A 14,821-nucleotide genomic window follows, 5' to 3' on the forward strand; every position below is an offset into this window, starting at 1 on the left:
CGACTCGGGGCCCTCGGCGCGTGTGCGGAGCGTCAGTCCTTCTCCCCGGCCGTCCTCTCCTTGGACGTCTTCGTCTTCGGGGTGGCCCGCTTGGGCTTGCCCGAGGCCGCCATGCCGGCCGCCGTCGGCATGAAGTCGGCGAGCAGGTCGTGCGTCTCGCGGACCAGAGGGCGCAGCAGCCGGAAGCGGGAGAGCGAGATCGCCCGGGCGGTGACCGGAGCGAGCCGCTCGACCAGCCGCCGGCTGTTGGCGCAGCCCTCGGACCGGTCGTACACCCAGAAGAGGACCAGCCCCATCTGCTGGAGCCAGAGCAACTGGGGCAGCGGCTCGGCCAGTTCGGGGTCGACCTTGACGTCGGCCCCCGAGATGACCCTGCGGTGGACCTCGATCGCGGCCTCGCGCGGGCCCTCCGACTCCGGGGAGAACGGGCTGAGCGGGCTGTCCGGGTCGGCCGCGTTCTTGAAGAACTGGGCCGCGAACTCGTGGTACGGCTCGGCGATGTCGAGCCAGCCGAGGAGGACCCCGCGGATGCGGGCCGTGAGGTCCTTCTCGCCGCCGTCGAGGACGTCGGCGACGGCGGTCTGGTGCTCCTCGGCGATGCGGTCGTAGAAGCCCTGGACGAGGTGTTCCTTGGAGGCGAAGTAGTAGTACGCGTTGCCGACGGAGACCCCTGCCTCCTGGGCGATGGCCCGCATCGTCGTCTTGTCGTAGCCGCGCTCCTTGAAGAGCCGGAGCGCGGTTTCGAGGATGAGCGTGCGGGTCTGTTCGCTCTTCGCGGCCTTCGCCGGGGCCTTGGCCCCGGAGGCGGGCTCGCCGGTCTCTGCGGGGTGCACTTCCTTCACGTCCTTCACAGTGCCCGAGCCTAGCCGGGCACGCCGGGCACTTCGCAGTGCCCGTCCTCGCAGGCCGGTCCGTCGCCCCTGATCGCCTCGCGCCACGTGGCGGCGGCCAGGACGGTCGCCCGGGCGAGGGGCTGCCCGGCCGGGGTGGCCAGCCAGTGGGCCTTGGCCCGGTGGTCGGCCAGTGCCCAGAGGCAGACGATCCAGGCGGACGCGGCGCGGTAGATCTGCCCCCGGTCCCCGATCACGGTGATCTCCTTCAGGGTGGAGCCGTGGTCGAGGCCGGGGAAGCGGCGCCGGGCCTCCTGGGAGGCGGCGGGGACGAGGTCGAGCGGGACGAGCTGCCGCTGCCGCATGAGCCAGTGCCGCAGATGGACACAGAGCGAGCAGTCGGCGTCGTACAGCACGGTCAGGCGGTGCACCGGTGTGACCGGTCGTCCGGTCGGCGTCGTCATGGCCGGTTCACGCGCCGGCGCTCGCGCCCGTGGCGGGCGGTGCCCAGGGGCCGCCGCTGCCGGACTGCCGGGTCCAGCCCTGCGGGGGCACCGGCGGGACCTGCTCGCGCTCCATCACTCCCCGGCGACGGATCTTGTTGAGGACGTAGACGTTGGCGAGGTGCATCACGCCGAGGACGAGGAGCACCACGCCGAGCTTGACCGAGAGGGCCTCGAAGAGCGACCGGGCGTCGGCCACGGCCTCGTCCTGGCTGAGGTAGAGGGCGACGAAGCCGAAGTTGACGAGGTAGAACCCCACCACCAGGAGGTGGTTCACGGCATCGGCGAGCTTCTCGTTCCCGTGCAGGACGTCGGAGAGGAACACCCTTCCGTTGCGGCTGAGTGTGCGGGCGACCCAGATGGTCAGAGCCACGCTGATCAGCAGATAGACGATGTACGCGACGACAGTGAGGTCCATGCCCCACGCTCCTTTGAACGCGTTCAAAAGCTGGCAGTCATGACTGTAGACCCTCGTTTGAACATGTTCAACCAGGGGGTGGGGGCGGGCGGGAAATCCCGGGGCGGTCGGGGCGCCGGCCGCCTAGAGTGGCTGCTGATGCTCTTCCATGACGTGGCCGGTGAAGGCCCTTCCATAGTTGTCCTGCTCCACTCCGGCGTCTGCGATCGGAGGATGTGGGACGCGCAGTTCGCGGCACTGGCCGCCGCCGGTCACCGCGTGGTGCGCTGCGACCTCCGCGGCTTCGGCGAGACCCCTGTCGACCGCTCGTTCACCCACTGCGACGAGGTCGTGGAACTCCTCGACGCCCTCGGCGTCGAACGGGCCGCCCTCGTCGGCTCGTCCTTCGGCGGCGAGGTCGCCCTGGAGACCGCGGTCCGCCACGCCGGCCGCGTCTCCGCGCTCGCGCTGCTCTGCTCCGGCATACCCGACTTCGACCCGAGCGACGAGCTGCGCGCCTGGGGCCGCCGCGAGGACGAGCTGCTCGAAGCCGGTGACGTGGACGGGGCGGTCGCCCTCAACGTCGACACCTGGCTCGGACCGGAGGCCGACGACGAGGCCCGCGAGCGGGTGCGGGTGATGCAGCGCCGCGCCTTCGACGTACAGCTCGCCGCCCCCGAGGAGTTCGAGCGGGGCGACGCCGGGGTGACGTCGGCGGAGCTGACCGGGATCGACGTCCCGTGCCTGGTCGTCTCCGGAGCCCATGACGTGCCCGACTTCCGGGAGATGTCGGCGCGCCTCGCGACGCTGATCCCCGGCGCCCGCCACGTCGAGCTGGAGTGGGCGGCCCATCTCCCCGCCCTGGAGCGCCCGGAGGAGACGGGCGCGCTGCTCGCCGGCTTCCTGGCCGAGGTCAGAGCCCCCGGCGTATCCGTGAACTGATCGCGCGGTCGGTGATCTCCGCGTCGGCGGCGAGCAGGAACGCCTTCGAGAGGATCACCGACAGCGTCCCGCCCTCCTCCTCGTACGGCAGGAACACCCTCTCCGGGGCCTGCGGCGAGCGGCCCGGCTCGATGTGCAGCAGGGCGTCCTCCGGCTCCATCAGGACGACGCCCGAGCCCAGATGGATCCGGTACGCCCGGAGCTCGCCGCGGACCCGCAGGAACCGCTCCGTCAGCTCCGTCCGGTCGGCGATGCCGGTGCGCGGCAGCAGCCGGGCCAGCGTCTCCCGGCGGATCCGCGCCGCAGCGGTGAGCTCGCCCGACGACCAGCTCTGCCGGTATCCGTCGTACGCCCGCTCGTCCTCGCGGTCCCGCCACTCCGGGTCCGCGCCGATCGACGCCACCCCCACGAACAGGTCGACGTCCCGCAGCGCCTCCGACAGCGGGAGCGCCGGTACGTCGGCCGGTGCGACCCGCTCCCAGGCCCCCCGCGCCCCGGCCGAGGCGGCGCGGCGCTCGAAGCGGACCGGGCCGGTGGAGCAGAGCGCGGCGACCCCGTCGCCGGAGGCGCCCGCGTCGACCAGCTCGACCAGGAACCGGGCCCGCAGGAACACCCCCTCGTCGACCGGCAGATCCCCCGGGCGCGGCAGGTCCCGCGTCATCTCGGAGGAGCCGCTGTCCCCGAAGTACCCGAGGGCGTCACCGGTCCAGCCGCGCTCTGTCATCAGCGCGCGGGCCTGGCCGTAGCGCAGGACGTGCCCGGCGAATCGGGGCGAGCCGGAGCCGGCCGCCCCCTCGGCCGGGCCGAGGGGGTAGACCTCGCGGAAGACCTGCTTGAACGGCTGGCGCAGTTCCCGCTCCGTCAGCTCGGCCCGCCACTCGCCCACTTCCTCGGCCTCGGACCGGATCGGATGCCACAGGCGCAGCCGGGACCCGGGGGAGACCGGGACCGCCGTGCCGTCCGCCCCGGCCAGGGCCCAGCCGCCGGCTGTCCGCTCCGGCACCCCGGCCGTCCAGCGCTCGTCGGCGTCCGGCGAGACCTCCCACAGCAGCGCGCGGGAGACGGTACCGGTCACGGGGTGGTCGATGTAGTAGCGCTCCCAGTCGCCCGCCGGCCAGATCGTGCCCGCCGCCAGGTGTTCCTCCAGGCGCGCCCGCTCCAGGGCCAGCAGGGTCCGGAGCTCCTTCGACGCGGCGCGGAGCGGCGCCAGTCGCTCGCCGTACCCCTCCCGGATCGCCTTGGGCGCCGACTTCAGCACCCTGCCCTGGGGGCCCAGGAACGACAGCGAGGCCACGCCCGGCTCCTGCGCGCGGAGCACGGCCGTGTACTCCCCGAGCGCCTCCTCCCGCATTCCGCGCCCGTCGAGCCCGTGCGTCGGCACCCCGCGCTCGCGCAGCATCGCGGGCGTGAGCCCGGCCCGTCCGGCGACGGCCTCCAGGGCCTTGGCGATGCCCTTGGCGACCGTCCTGTTGAGCACCTTGCCCTTGAGCCGCCCGAGCCACTGGACGGCGTCGCCGGCCCGCTCTCCCTCGCAGGCCCCGAGGACGGCGACGGCGGTGGTGGCCAGCGGCCGGCTGCGGCACTCGCCGCCCGATCCGCCGAGCCCCGTGCCCGCGTGGAGCGCGATGGCGCCGGTCAGCGGGACGGTCCAGCCCGCGTCCAGATCGAGGGCCGTCCACAGCAGTCCTCGCACGAGGCACGTGTTGCCTTCGCCCAGGAGGCCCCGGCCTTTCATCCCCCAGGGGTTGAGATCGGTGACCGCGTGCTCGGGCTGCGCGGCGATCCCCTCAAGCAGCCGCCGCACCAGCTCCGCACCGGAATCCGTCTCCGCGACAAGGGCCGATGCCTGCCTGCGCCAGGTCCTGGTGACCTTGACCTTGTCGACGAGGGCACAGTGCGCGAGGAACGCCGTCGCTCCCGGCCCCGCGAGCAGCTCCGCAAGCGCGGCCCGCATCGCGGGTCCGTAGTCGTCATGGGCGTCGAGCAGATGCCGCGGCAATCGGCCCTCGAAGACCGGCGTCTCGCGACGCAGCAGCGCGTCGATCCGGTCGCGTACGGCGGTGAACTCGTCGCTCTGATGGACGCGGAGGTGCTCGGCGGTACGGCGCAGCGCCCGAACCCGGGGTCGATCGAACTCCTCGGCCTGCTCGGCGGCCGACAGCGCTATCGGCGCGAGCGCCCTGAACCTGCCCTCCAGCTCGTGCGGAGCGACCTCGGCGTCGTTCCCCATCAGCCGCGCGAGCAGCACCTGCGACTCGTCCGTCGACCAGCCGAGTCGCTGGCCGGCGAGATGATCCAGCGCGCTCGCCACGACCGGATCGTCGCGGCGGCACATCGTCCGGTGGAGCAGCAGCGCGCTCTCCCGTCGCCCCGCCGGGTCCAGTCCGTTCAGGAACTCCCGGACCCGGCCTGCCTCCAGTGCCGCTGCCAGCCCGCTCTTCACGCTCGTGGTCCCCACCATGCGTATGACGGTAGGGGACACCACCGACAGCGCGCGCTCCCGCCCCTCAGCGGAAGTTCCGTACCCCCGGAACCAGCGCCGTCCCCAGGCAGCAGCCGCCGACCAGCACCGCGGCGGCGATCAGCGGGACCTCGGGGCCCCAGGCGGAGGCGGCGAGCGGGGCCAGGGCGTAGCCGAGCGGCATGGCGGCCAGGGAGAGCAGCCAGTCGTAGGACGTGACACGGGCCAGTGTGTGCGCGGGGATGGCCCGTTGGACGGCTGTCTCCCAGACGGGGGAGAGGAAGCCCAGGCCGGCCTGGGCGATGCCGTAGGCGGCGATCGTCACCGGCGCGGGGGCGGGCAGGGCGAGCAGCACCAGCGGCAGGGCGTACGTGGCGAGGCCGAGGTTGGCCGTGAGGACCGGGCGCCGGGGGCGCGCGCGGTGGGCGAGCAGCGAGCCCAGCAGCAGGCCCACCGCGCCGGTCTGGACGAGTGCCAACCAGACCTCCTCGCCGCCCAGCCGGCCGAGCGCGATCGACGGGCCGAGGGTCATCAGGACGGCCGCCGCGCCGTTCCAGGCGCTGTGGCCGACGAGGCTGGTCCAGTACCAGTCGCGGGACCTGACCTCCTGCCAGCCCTCCTTGAGGTCGGCGCGCAGCGAGCGGCGGGGGATCGGCACCCGCTCGACCCGTACGGCGAGGAGCAGCAGGGCGCTGATCGCGAACGTCGCCGCGTCCAGGACGAAGGCCCACCCGGCGCCCGCCGTGAGGACCAACGTGCCGGCGAGGGCCGGTCCGCCGATACGGGTGGCGCTCTTGGCGATGCTCATGGCCGCGTTGGCGCGCTGCAGGGCCTCCGGGGCCACGGTCCCCTTGACGAGGGGCGACCCGGTCGGCATCGAGAACGCGCCGGCCGCGCCGCCGAGGACCTCGGCGGCGGCGATGACCCAGAGGGACGGGCTGCCGCTCAGCAGTTGCGCGCCGACGAGGAGTTGGGTCGCGCACCGGACGAGGTCGGTCGTCAGGGCGACCGTGCGGGCGTTGAAGCGGTCGCCGACGACTCCGCCCACCGGCAGCAGGACCAGCTTGGGGACCATCGCGCAGGCCAGGACGAGCGCGAGCGCGGAGGACGAGCCGGTGGCCTCCCAGACGGCGATGGCGAGAGCGGCGGGGATCGCGGCGTCGCCGAGGAGGGACAGGGTCCGGGCGGTGAAGAGCAGCCGGAACGAGCGGCTGCGCAGCGGGTGCGGGACGGGGGAGGGCGCGGACACGGGTGCCGTGTCGGAGGGGGCCGAAGGCATGACCATGAGAGTATTTCGGTACCGAATGATTCGTCAACGAAATATTCGACGTCGAAGGACTCGCGATGTCGACGTACGATCGACCCATGGAGTCGACCGAGCCCTCCGAGCCTTCGGGGCAGACGCAGCGGGACTGGACCGACGCGCACGTGGCCCAGTGGCAGCCGGTGCTGCCCGGTCTCGACCCGGTCGTGGAGGGTGCCGTCACCCGGATGAAGAAGCTCTCCGTCCATCTGCGGCGGGTGCGCGAACAGTCCCTCGTGGACTTCGACCTGGAGCGGTACGAGTTCGACACCCTCCACAAGCTCGCGGGCCGCGGCGGCAGCGCCGCGCCCTCCGAACTGGCCCAGGACCTCGACCTCGCCCCCGCCTCGGTCACCGGCCGCCTCGACGCCCTGGAGAAGCGCGGTTTCGTCCGCCGCACCCAGTCCACGGCCGATCGCCGCCGGGTCGTCGTCGAACTCACCGCCTCGGGCCGCGAGACCTGGCTCGGCGCGATGGACGTCCTCGGTCACGAGGAGTACCGCCTCCTCGGCGTCCTCGACGAGGGCGAACGCACCCTCCTCAACGACCTGCTCCGCCGGATCATGATCGTGGCAGAGGCGCCGCCGGACGCTTCCCCCGGCGCTCCTCGTACCCCTTGAACCCCGCCTGGGCGATCCGGATGACCCGGGCCACCTCCTGGTCCACGTCCTCGCCGGTCGGCAGCGTGGAGTACACCACCACCCGGTCCAGGTCCGGAGTCGCGAACACCCCGCTCGTGTGGCCGTGGTTGGTGCCGGTCTTGCCCCAGACCAGCGGGCCGCCTCCGGGCAGCCGGATCCGCGTCAGGCCGCCGTAGCTGAAGTCCGCGCCGGGTATCGGCGGAGTCGTCGACAGCAGCCTCCGCTCGGCGGGCGCCAGCAGATCGCCCCGGAGCAGGGAGTTCATGAAGCGCGTGAGGTCGGGGGCGGTGGAGACCATGCCTCCCTCGGCCCAGGCCACGTCGTCGGCGGGGAGCGAGGTGTCGCGCAGGCGCAGCGGGCGCAGCACCCGGTCGCAGAGCTCCGAGCCGTACGTCCGGCCCGTCACCTTCTCGACGATCAGACCGACGATGAAGTAGTTGACGCCGTTGTACCGGACGGTCGCGCCGGGAGCCGTCGGGGTGCCGCAGGACAGCGCGGAGGTCACGCTCTCCAGCGGCGTCCCGGGCCGGTAGCACTCGGGCTTCTGCAGACCGCTGGTGTGGCTCAGCAACTGCCCGACGGTGATGGGCGCGTACGAGGAGGGCAGCAGGCCGGGCAGCAGCTCCTGCACGGTGTCGTCCAGCGACAGCCGTCCCTCGCCGACGAGTTGGAGCGCCACGGCCGAGGTGAAGAGCTTGGTGACGCTGCCGACGGGGAAGCGCGCGTCCGCCGGTGCCGTCCACTCGCCCGAGGTCCCGGTCCACCGCCCGTCGCGCCCGGAGACCTTGACCATCGCCCCGCGCACATGGTCGTCGGGCAGCCCGGCGAGGGCGGCCCGCAGCGCGGCCCGGTCGAGGGTCCCGCCCGGCGCGCCGTGTGCCACGGGCGGTGCCGTGACCGAGATCGCGGCCGGGGGCGCCGCCGACGGTGCCGTGCGCGCGCCCGGGGTCGCCGCCGTGGCCGGCACGGTCGCCGCGAGCACGCCGACGAGGGCGGCCCCCGCCGCCGCCGTCATCGCCCAACCCGACCTGCTGATACGTGAGTTCGTCATGGACCGAGCATCCCGCCGGCCGGTCCCCCGACCCATCGGGGAAGACCCTGGCCGACCCCCGAAGCGACCCGGAAGGGACCGACGTCCGGCAGCCCCTGCGCGGTGAGCGCTACATGCTCAGCGAGCGCGCGTAGTTGAGCTGCGCCATCACGCGGTGCATGGTGTCCGGTCCGGTCGCCGGGATCATCGTGGCGTGGTGCCGGCCGCCACTGGTCACCGTGACCTGGATGAAGCCGGTGGTCGTCTTCTCCTTCATGAGCAGGAACAGCAGGCCCAGCAGGCAGAAGATGAAGAAGATGACGGCCAGCACGATCGCGACCGTCGGCATCTTCTCCTCGGTCCGCGACATGTCCATCGCGTTCCACACCGCGCCCTTGAGCGGCATCGCCCCGGCCGGAGTGATGATCTGGTCCCCGACCACGGTGATGTCCCCGAGGCTCAGCACCGGCGCCCCGCCGCCCTGCATCGCCGGAGGATGCTGCGGCGGGACCGGAACGCCCGGCAGCGTCGGCTGGTACTGCTGCCCCGGTACCGGCTGCGGATACCCGTAACCGGGCGTCCCCGCCTGCTGGTCGGGACCCCACTGGTACTCGCCGCTGTCCTTGTAGGGGTTCGGCTCGCTCATCTCTCCCCGTCCTCCATCACGAAAAAGCCCGCTGACGAAAAAGCCCGCTTCTGCACGCTGAGCGTACAGAAGCGGGCTTCCCCGCAGTGACCAGGTGTCAGAAGCGGCGCGTGATCAGCGCGCGCTTCACTTCCTGGATCGCCTTCGTGACCTCGATGCCACGCGGGCAGGCGTCCGTGCAGTTGAACGTGGTGCGGCAACGCCACACGCCGTCCTTGTCGTTCAGGATCTCCAGGCGCTGCTCGCCCGCCTCGTCACGCGAGTCGAAGATGAAGCGGTGCGCGTTGACGATCGCGGCCGGACCGAAGTACTGGCCGTCGTTCCAGAAGACCGGGCAGGACGACGTGCACGCGGCGCAGAGGATGCACTTGGTGGTGTCGTCGAAGCGCTCGCGGTCCTCGGCCGACTGCAGACGCTCGCGCGTCGGCTCGTTGCCCTTGGTGACCAGGAACGGCATGACGTCCCGGTACGCCTGGAAGAAGGGCTCCATGTCGACCACGAGGTCCTTCAGCACCGTGAGGCCCTTGATGGCCTCGACGGTGATCGGCTTCTCGGGGTTGATGTCCTTGATCAGCGTCTTGCAGGCGAGCCTGTTCTTGCCGTTGATCCGCATCGCGTCCGAGCCGCAGATGCCGTGCGCGCACGAGCGGCGGAAGGTCAGCGTGCCGTCGACGTCCCACTTGATCTTGTGGAGGGCGTCGAGCACGCGCTCCTTGGGGTCGATCTCGATCTGGAAGTCCTCCCAGACCGCGGCGTCCGACACCTCGGGGTTGAAGCGCCGGATGCGCATCGTGATCGTGATGTACGGAGAGGCGGCGGACTCCGCCTCGACCTTGTCCAGTACGGGGGTAGCCATCAGTACTTACGCTCCATCGGCTGGTAGCGGGTCTGGACGACCGGCTTGTAGTCGAGACGGACGGTCTCGGAGCCGTCCTCGCCGACCTCGCGGTACGCCATGGTGTGGCGCATGAAGTTGACGTCGTCGCGGTTCGGGTAGTCCTCGCGGTAGTGACCGCCGCGGGACTCCTTGCGCGCCAGGGCGGAGACCGCCATGACCTCGGCCAGTTCGAGCAGGTTGCCCAGCTCGATCGCCTCGAGGAGGTCCGTGTTGAAGCGCTTGCCCTTGTCCTGGATGGACACGTTCTCGTAGCGCTCGCGCAGCTCGGCGATCTTCTCGACGGCCGTCTTGATCGTCTGCTCGGTGCGGAACACCATCACGTTGGCGTCCATCGTCTCCTGGAGCTCGCGGCGGATGTCGGCCACCCGCTCGTTGCCCGTGGAGCTGCGCAGCTTCTCGATCAGCGAGACGACGAGCGACTCCGGGTTCTCCGGAAGCTCGACGAAGTCGCTCTTGGCGGAGTACTCGGCGGCGGCGATGCCGGAGCGCTTGCCGAAGACGTTGATGTCGAGCAGCGAGTTGGTGCCCAGACGGTTGGCGCCGTGCACGGAGACGCAGGCGACCTCGCCGGCCGCGTACAGACCCGGGACGACGGTGGTGTTGTCGCTGAGGACCTCACCCTCGACGTTGGTCGGGATGCCGCCCATGGCGTAGTGCGCGGTCGGCTGGATCGGGATCGGGTCCGTGTAGGGCTCGATGCCGAGGTACGTACGGGCGAACTCGGTGATGTCCGGGAGCTTGGCGTCGAGCTGCTCCGGCGGAAGGTGCGTCAGGTCCAGGTAGACGTGGTCGCCCTCGGGACCGCAGCCGCGGCCCTCGCGGATCTCCGTGTAGATGGAGCGGGAGACGACGTCACGGGACGCGAGGTCCTTCATGACCGGCGCGTACTTCTCCATGAAGCGCTCGCCGTCCTTGTTGCGGAGGATGCCGCCCTCACCACGGGCGCCCTCCGTCAGCAGGATGCCCATGCGCCAGATGCCCGTCGGGTGGAACTGGAAGAACTCCATGTCCTCCAGCGGCAGGCCGCGGCGGTAGCAGGCCGCCTGGCCGTCACCCGTCAGCGTGTGCGCGTTGGAGGTCACCTTGAAGAACTTGCCCGTGCCGCCGGAGGCGTAGATCACGGCCTTGGCCTGGAAGATGTGGATCTCACCGGTGGCCAGCTCGTACGCGACGACGCCGGCGGACTTCTTGACGCCGTCGACCTCGGTGATCAGCTGGTCCAGGACGTAGAACTCGTTGAAGAACTCCACGCCCTCCTTGACGCAGTTCTGGTACAGCGTCTGGAGGATCATGTGGCCGGTGCGGTCCGCGGCGTAGCAGGACCGGCGGACCGGCGCCTCGCCGTGGTTGCGGGAGTGGCCGCCGAAGCGACGCTGGTCGATGGTGCCGTTCGGGGTCCGGTTGAACGGCAGACCCATCTTCTCCAGGTCGAGGACGGCGTCGATGGCCTCCTTCGCCAGGATCTCGGCGGCGTCCTGGTCGACCAGGTAGTCACCGCCCTTGACCGTGTCGAAGGTGTGCCACTCCCAGTTGTCCTCCTCCACGTTGGCGAGCGCGGCGGCCATGCCGCCCTGCGCGGCGCCCGTGTGGGAGCGGGTGGGGTAGAGCTTCGTCAGCACGGCGGTGCGGCTGCGCTTCGTCGCCTCGATGGCGGCGCGCATGCCGGCGCCACCGGCCCCGACGATGACGGTGTCGTACTTGTGGATCTTCATGACGTGGATTACCTCTGCCCCGTGCCTAGCGGATGTTCGGGTCGAAGGTGAAGATCACCAGCGTGCCCAGAAGGATGGTGAACACCGTGGCGGTGTACAGCAGGCCCTTGAGCCACAGGCGCGTGTTGGCCCGCTCCGCGTAGTCGTTGATGACCGTGCGGAGGCCGTTGGCGCCGTGCAGCATGGCGAGCCAGAGCATCAGCAGGTCCCAGACCTGCCAGAACGGGGACGCCCAGCGGCCGGCCACGAAGGCGAAGCCGATCTTGGAGACGCCGCCGTCGAGGAAGAGCTGGATCAGCAGGTGGCCGAGGACCAGGACCACGAGGACGATGCCCGAGAGGCGCATGAAGAGCCACGCGGCCATCTCGAAGTTGCCTCGGGTCGCCCGCGGCGTCTTGCCGGTGCGCTTGCGGGGGGCCTCGATGTACGGGGCCGGGTTGTCCACGTCGTAGTGGGCCGCGCCCTCGACGGGACCGATCGCGGAAGTGGTGTCAGCAGACATGTCTGGCGTCAGCTCCCGAACAGTTCACGTGCGGCGTGGCCGAGGACGGGGTAGATCGAACCCGCCATCAGCACGACCCAGATGCCCACGACGGTCCAGAGCATCTGCTTCTGGTAGCGCGGGCCCTTGGACCAGAAGTCCACGGCGATGACCCGCAGGCCGTTCAGCGCGTGGAAGAGGATGGCGGCGACCAGGCCGTACTCGAGGAGTGCGACGATCGGCGTCTTGTACGTGGCGACCACTTCGTCGTAGGCCTCGGGGGAGACGCGGACGAGAGCGGTGTCCAGCACGTGTACGAACAGGAAGAAGAAGATGAGGACGCCGGTGACTCGATGAGCCACCCAGGACCACATTCCTTCCCGGCCGCGGTACAGCGTTCCAGCCGGCACGGAAAAACCCTCCGGGAGCGGGGATCAGGGTCGGCCGGCTTCAGTGTCGGTCTGACCCGGCCGGGTACGGTCCACCGGCCCCGGTCATCGTAGCGACGACTTGTCGGTTCGTTCGCGCGGGGTCCATAGGTGTGATCAAAGAGGCACGGACGGACTATCGGCTGGGCGGGAATCGCCGCATTCCGGACGGATTCACAGGGCGGCGATGCGGAAGGTGAGCCGGGCGCGGGCGAGTCGGCGGAGCTCGTCGGCGGCGATCACCCGCTCCTCCTCGGGTTCGTTGCCGAGTCGTGACCGGATGCCGGCGAGGACCTGGTCGAGGCGCTCACCGGGGCGGACGCCGTCGAGGCTGATCACGAAGGCGTGTCCGAACCTGCTCTCGTACGCGGCGTGGGCGGCCCGCAGGGCGGTGTGCGCCGCGGGCGGGGCGTCGGGGTGGGGCGCGGCCGAGGACTCGGCGGCCAGCGCCTCGTCGAGCTCGGCGCGGGACAGGTCGTATCCGGCCTCGTCGGCGGCGGCGAGCAGCGCGTCGACGGTGGGGTACGGACGGTGCGCGGCCACCCGTTCGGCCCAGCGGCCGCTGTGGCAGCAGGCCAGGAGCAGCTCCTGGGCGAGCGGGGCCGGGGCCACGTTGAAACGCCTGAGGCCGGCGAGGTGCGGGGGGCTGCCGTGCTGGGCGGGTATCGCGGGAGTGGCGGCGGAGCCCAGGTTCCGGGAAGAGGCACGGGTGTCGCTGGTCAGCGTGGGCTCCGGGAAAGATGGGGTGGGTGTGACGCAACGTTATCGATGGGCAGGGGAAACTGTCCGACGGATGCGCGAATTTCACCCGGAAGGGAGAGTTTCGGAACGAACGCGTGACGTTTCGGAACAGCCGTACGCCCCCGAATGGCCCCGCCTCGCTCCCTGGGGGAGGATTCGCAGTGATGCGGTACGCCATACGAGGGCCCCATGTGGGCCCGACCCTCCTCGCGGCCGCGGTGGCACTGGCCACCGTGACGGCCTGCTCCGACGGTTCGTCCGCCGCCCCCGGCGGCCCCTCGTCGGGAGCCGGAACGCCCTCGTCGGCGACCTCGGCCCCGGAGCCGAGCCCCACGCCCACCCGGACGTACCCGCTCTCCACCGCCCCGCTCACCGTCCCGGCCGTCCGCACCCACGAGGCGGCACGCGGGCCCGGCTGGCGCCCCGCGCCCGCGGCCGGTGTCGTCATCGCGAAGGGCAGCGAGGGGCTGGCCGACGAGGGCCGGCTGCTCGCCGGCGAGCTGAAGATCGCCTACCGGGGGGCCGTCGCGGCCCGCGCCGGCGACGTCGAGCTGGCGCTCGGCGGCAAGGGCGCCCCCGAGTCGTACACCCTCACCACCCGCGACGACCGGGTCCGGATCACCGGCCCCGACCAGGCGGGCGTCTTCTACGGCACCCGCACGCTCAAGCAGTCGGTGAACGGCTCGGGCGCGATGCCCGAGGGCACCGTCACCGACGCGCCCGCCAAGCCCCAGCGCGGGCTGAACCTGGACATCGCCCGCAAGTTCTTCACCGCGGAGTGGATCGAGGCCCGGCTCAGGGAGATGGCCGACCTCAAGCTCAACCAGTTCGGTCTGCACTTCTCCGACGACCAGGGCTTCCGGATCGAGTCGGACACCCACCCCGAGATCGTGTCGGCCCAGCACCTCACCAAGGCGGAGGTGCGCCGCATCCTCGCGCTCGCGCAGACCCTGCACATCACCGTCGTGCCCGAGATCGACTCGCCCGGACACCTCGGCGCCGTCCTGCGCGCCTATCCCGAGCTGCGGCTGCTCAATGTCCAGGGGGTTCCGCGCCAGGGCGCCATCGACATCTCCAAGCCCGCCTCGGCGAAGCTCATCGACGAACTGCTGCGCGAGTACGCCGGGCTCTTCCCCGGCGGCTGGTTCCACGTCGGCGCCGACGAGTACCAGGCGCTGACCGTTCGCGACCCGGCGGCCTCCTATCCGCAGCTGGCCACGGCGGCGCGCCAGAAGTACGGACCGCAGGCGGGCGTCCAGGACCTGGCGGAGGGCTGGCTCAACGACCGGGCGGCTGTGGTCCGCTCCACCGGCAAGGTGGCGAAGGCGTGGAACGACGGCTTCTTCCGGGGCGGGGTCGTCACCGCCGACAAGGACATCGAGGTCGAGTACTGGACCGGCAAGGAGATCGGGGCCCGGCCGCCGATCGAGTACCTCCAGGAGGGCCGCCGGGTCGTGAACCTCAACGACGAGTTCCTGTACTACGTGCTCGGTGAGCCGAACCAGTTCACCTACCCCACCGGCCGCCGCATCTACGAGCAGTGGACCCCGCTCGTGCTGCGCGGCACGACGCCGGTCCCGGCGCGGTACGCGTCCCAGATCCTGGGCGGCCGGTTCGCGGTCTGGTGCGATCTGTCCCAGTCGCAGACCCAGGCGCAGGTGGCGGACGGGATCCGGATGCCGCTGACGGCGACGGCGCAGAAGCTGTGGGACTCGCGGACGCCGACGATGAGCTGGGACCAGTTCCGGGCGCTGGCGGTGAAGGTGCGGGGCTGACCGGGGTTCTCCCCGTGGACGCGGATCTTCCGC

Annotated in this window: 15 protein-coding genes; 3 read left to right on the plus strand and 12 right to left on the minus strand. The window is 71.4% G+C overall.

The genetic code is table 11. The features are described 5' to 3' along the window. Window positions 1-32 precede the first annotated feature (32 nt). From AB0D99_RS23330 to AB0D99_RS23340, 3 genes are read right to left on the minus strand one after another with little or no spacing between them, the layout of a single operon-like run. Complete coding sequence (locus AB0D99_RS23330) at window positions 33-842, minus strand: TetR family transcriptional regulator (RefSeq protein WP_362365354.1); 810 nt, start codon at window positions 840-842, stop codon at window positions 33-35. Between the two features lie 20 nt (window positions 843-862). Next, window positions 863-1,294: a DCC1-like thiol-disulfide oxidoreductase family protein gene (locus AB0D99_RS23335; RefSeq protein ID WP_362365358.1), complete on the minus strand. Its 432-nt coding sequence runs from the start codon at window positions 1,292-1,294 to the stop codon at window positions 863-865. Between the two features lie 7 nt (window positions 1,295-1,301). After that, window positions 1,302-1,751: a hypothetical protein gene (locus tag AB0D99_RS23340; protein ID WP_362365361.1), complete on the minus strand. Its 450-nt coding sequence runs from the start codon at window positions 1,749-1,751 to the stop codon at window positions 1,302-1,304. Window positions 1,752-1,886: 135 nt separating this feature from the next. Here AB0D99_RS23340 and AB0D99_RS23345 point away from each other — a divergent pair, with 135 nt between their 5' ends. After that, complete coding sequence (locus tag AB0D99_RS23345) at window positions 1,887-2,672, plus strand: alpha/beta fold hydrolase (protein WP_362365616.1); 786 nt, start codon at window positions 1,887-1,889, stop codon at window positions 2,670-2,672. Here AB0D99_RS23345 and AB0D99_RS23350 read toward each other — a convergent pair. After that, complete coding sequence (locus tag AB0D99_RS23350) at window positions 2,644-5,133, minus strand: DUF4132 domain-containing protein (protein WP_362365364.1); 2,490 nt, start codon at window positions 5,131-5,133, stop codon at window positions 2,644-2,646. The two genes, AB0D99_RS23345 and AB0D99_RS23350, sit on opposite strands and share 29 nt — an antisense overlap. Window positions 5,134-5,179: 46 nt before the next feature. Further along, window positions 5,180-6,412, minus strand: a complete 1,233-nt coding sequence (locus tag AB0D99_RS23355; RefSeq protein ID WP_362365366.1) for an MFS transporter — start codon at window positions 6,410-6,412, stop codon at window positions 5,180-5,182. 86 nt (window positions 6,413-6,498) lie between these two features. Between AB0D99_RS23355 and AB0D99_RS23360 the strand changes: the two genes are divergently transcribed. Next, window positions 6,499-7,056 (plus strand): MarR family transcriptional regulator, encoded by a 558-nt coding sequence (locus AB0D99_RS23360; protein ID WP_362365369.1) that lies wholly within the window; start codon window positions 6,499-6,501, stop codon window positions 7,054-7,056. Here the strand turns inward: AB0D99_RS23360 and AB0D99_RS23365 are convergent. The 7 genes from AB0D99_RS23365 to AB0D99_RS23395 all read right to left on the minus strand — a co-directional run bounded on the left by AB0D99_RS23365 (window position 6,998) and on the right by AB0D99_RS23395 (window position 12,938). Then, window positions 6,998-8,128 carry a serine hydrolase domain-containing protein gene (locus tag AB0D99_RS23365; protein ID WP_362365372.1) on the minus strand — a complete coding sequence of 377 codons (1,131 nt, stop codon included), beginning with the start codon at window positions 8,126-8,128 and terminating at the stop codon, window positions 6,998-7,000. The genes AB0D99_RS23360 and AB0D99_RS23365 overlap by 59 nt on opposite strands. Window positions 8,129-8,237: 109 nt before the next feature. After that, window positions 8,238-8,753, minus strand: a complete 516-nt coding sequence (locus AB0D99_RS23370; RefSeq protein ID WP_362365375.1) for a hypothetical protein — start codon at window positions 8,751-8,753, stop codon at window positions 8,238-8,240. Window positions 8,754-8,850: 97 nt separating this feature from the next. Continuing rightward, window positions 8,851-9,609, minus strand: coding sequence for a succinate dehydrogenase iron-sulfur subunit (locus AB0D99_RS23375; protein ID WP_362365378.1), 759 nt, complete (start codon window positions 9,607-9,609; stop codon window positions 8,851-8,853). Then, the gene (gene sdhA / locus AB0D99_RS23380) at window positions 9,609-11,363 is read right to left on the minus strand and encodes a succinate dehydrogenase flavoprotein subunit (RefSeq protein WP_362365381.1); all 1,755 of its coding nucleotides are present in this window, start codon (window positions 11,361-11,363) and stop codon (window positions 9,609-9,611) included. The genes AB0D99_RS23375 and sdhA overlap by 1 nt, the downstream gene beginning before the upstream one ends. Window positions 11,364-11,388: 25 nt before the next feature. Then, window positions 11,389-11,865 carry a succinate dehydrogenase hydrophobic membrane anchor subunit gene (locus AB0D99_RS23385; protein ID WP_329116889.1) on the minus strand — a complete coding sequence of 159 codons (477 nt, stop codon included), beginning with the start codon at window positions 11,863-11,865 and terminating at the stop codon, window positions 11,389-11,391. An 8-nt stretch (window positions 11,866-11,873) separates the two neighbouring features. Further along, window positions 11,874-12,254 carry a succinate dehydrogenase, cytochrome b556 subunit gene (gene sdhC, locus AB0D99_RS23390; RefSeq protein WP_189948009.1) on the minus strand — a complete coding sequence of 127 codons (381 nt, stop codon included), beginning with the start codon at window positions 12,252-12,254 and terminating at the stop codon, window positions 11,874-11,876. 192 nt (window positions 12,255-12,446) lie between these two features. Further along, entirely contained in the window at window positions 12,447-12,938 is a 492-nt protein-coding gene (locus AB0D99_RS23395) for a 2-oxo-4-hydroxy-4-carboxy-5-ureidoimidazoline decarboxylase (RefSeq protein ID WP_362365619.1), read from the minus strand. A gap of 239 nt (window positions 12,939-13,177) precedes the next feature. Here AB0D99_RS23395 and AB0D99_RS23400 point away from each other — a divergent pair, with 239 nt between their 5' ends. Continuing rightward, entirely contained in the window at window positions 13,178-14,788 is a 1,611-nt protein-coding gene (locus tag AB0D99_RS23400) for a glycoside hydrolase family 20 protein (RefSeq protein WP_362365386.1), read from the plus strand. Window positions 14,789-14,821 lie beyond the last annotated feature (33 nt).

It is taken from the genome of Streptomyces sp. NPDC047971, assembly GCF_040653355.1.
GTDB lineage: Bacteria > Actinomycetota > Actinomycetes > Streptomycetales > Streptomycetaceae > Streptomyces.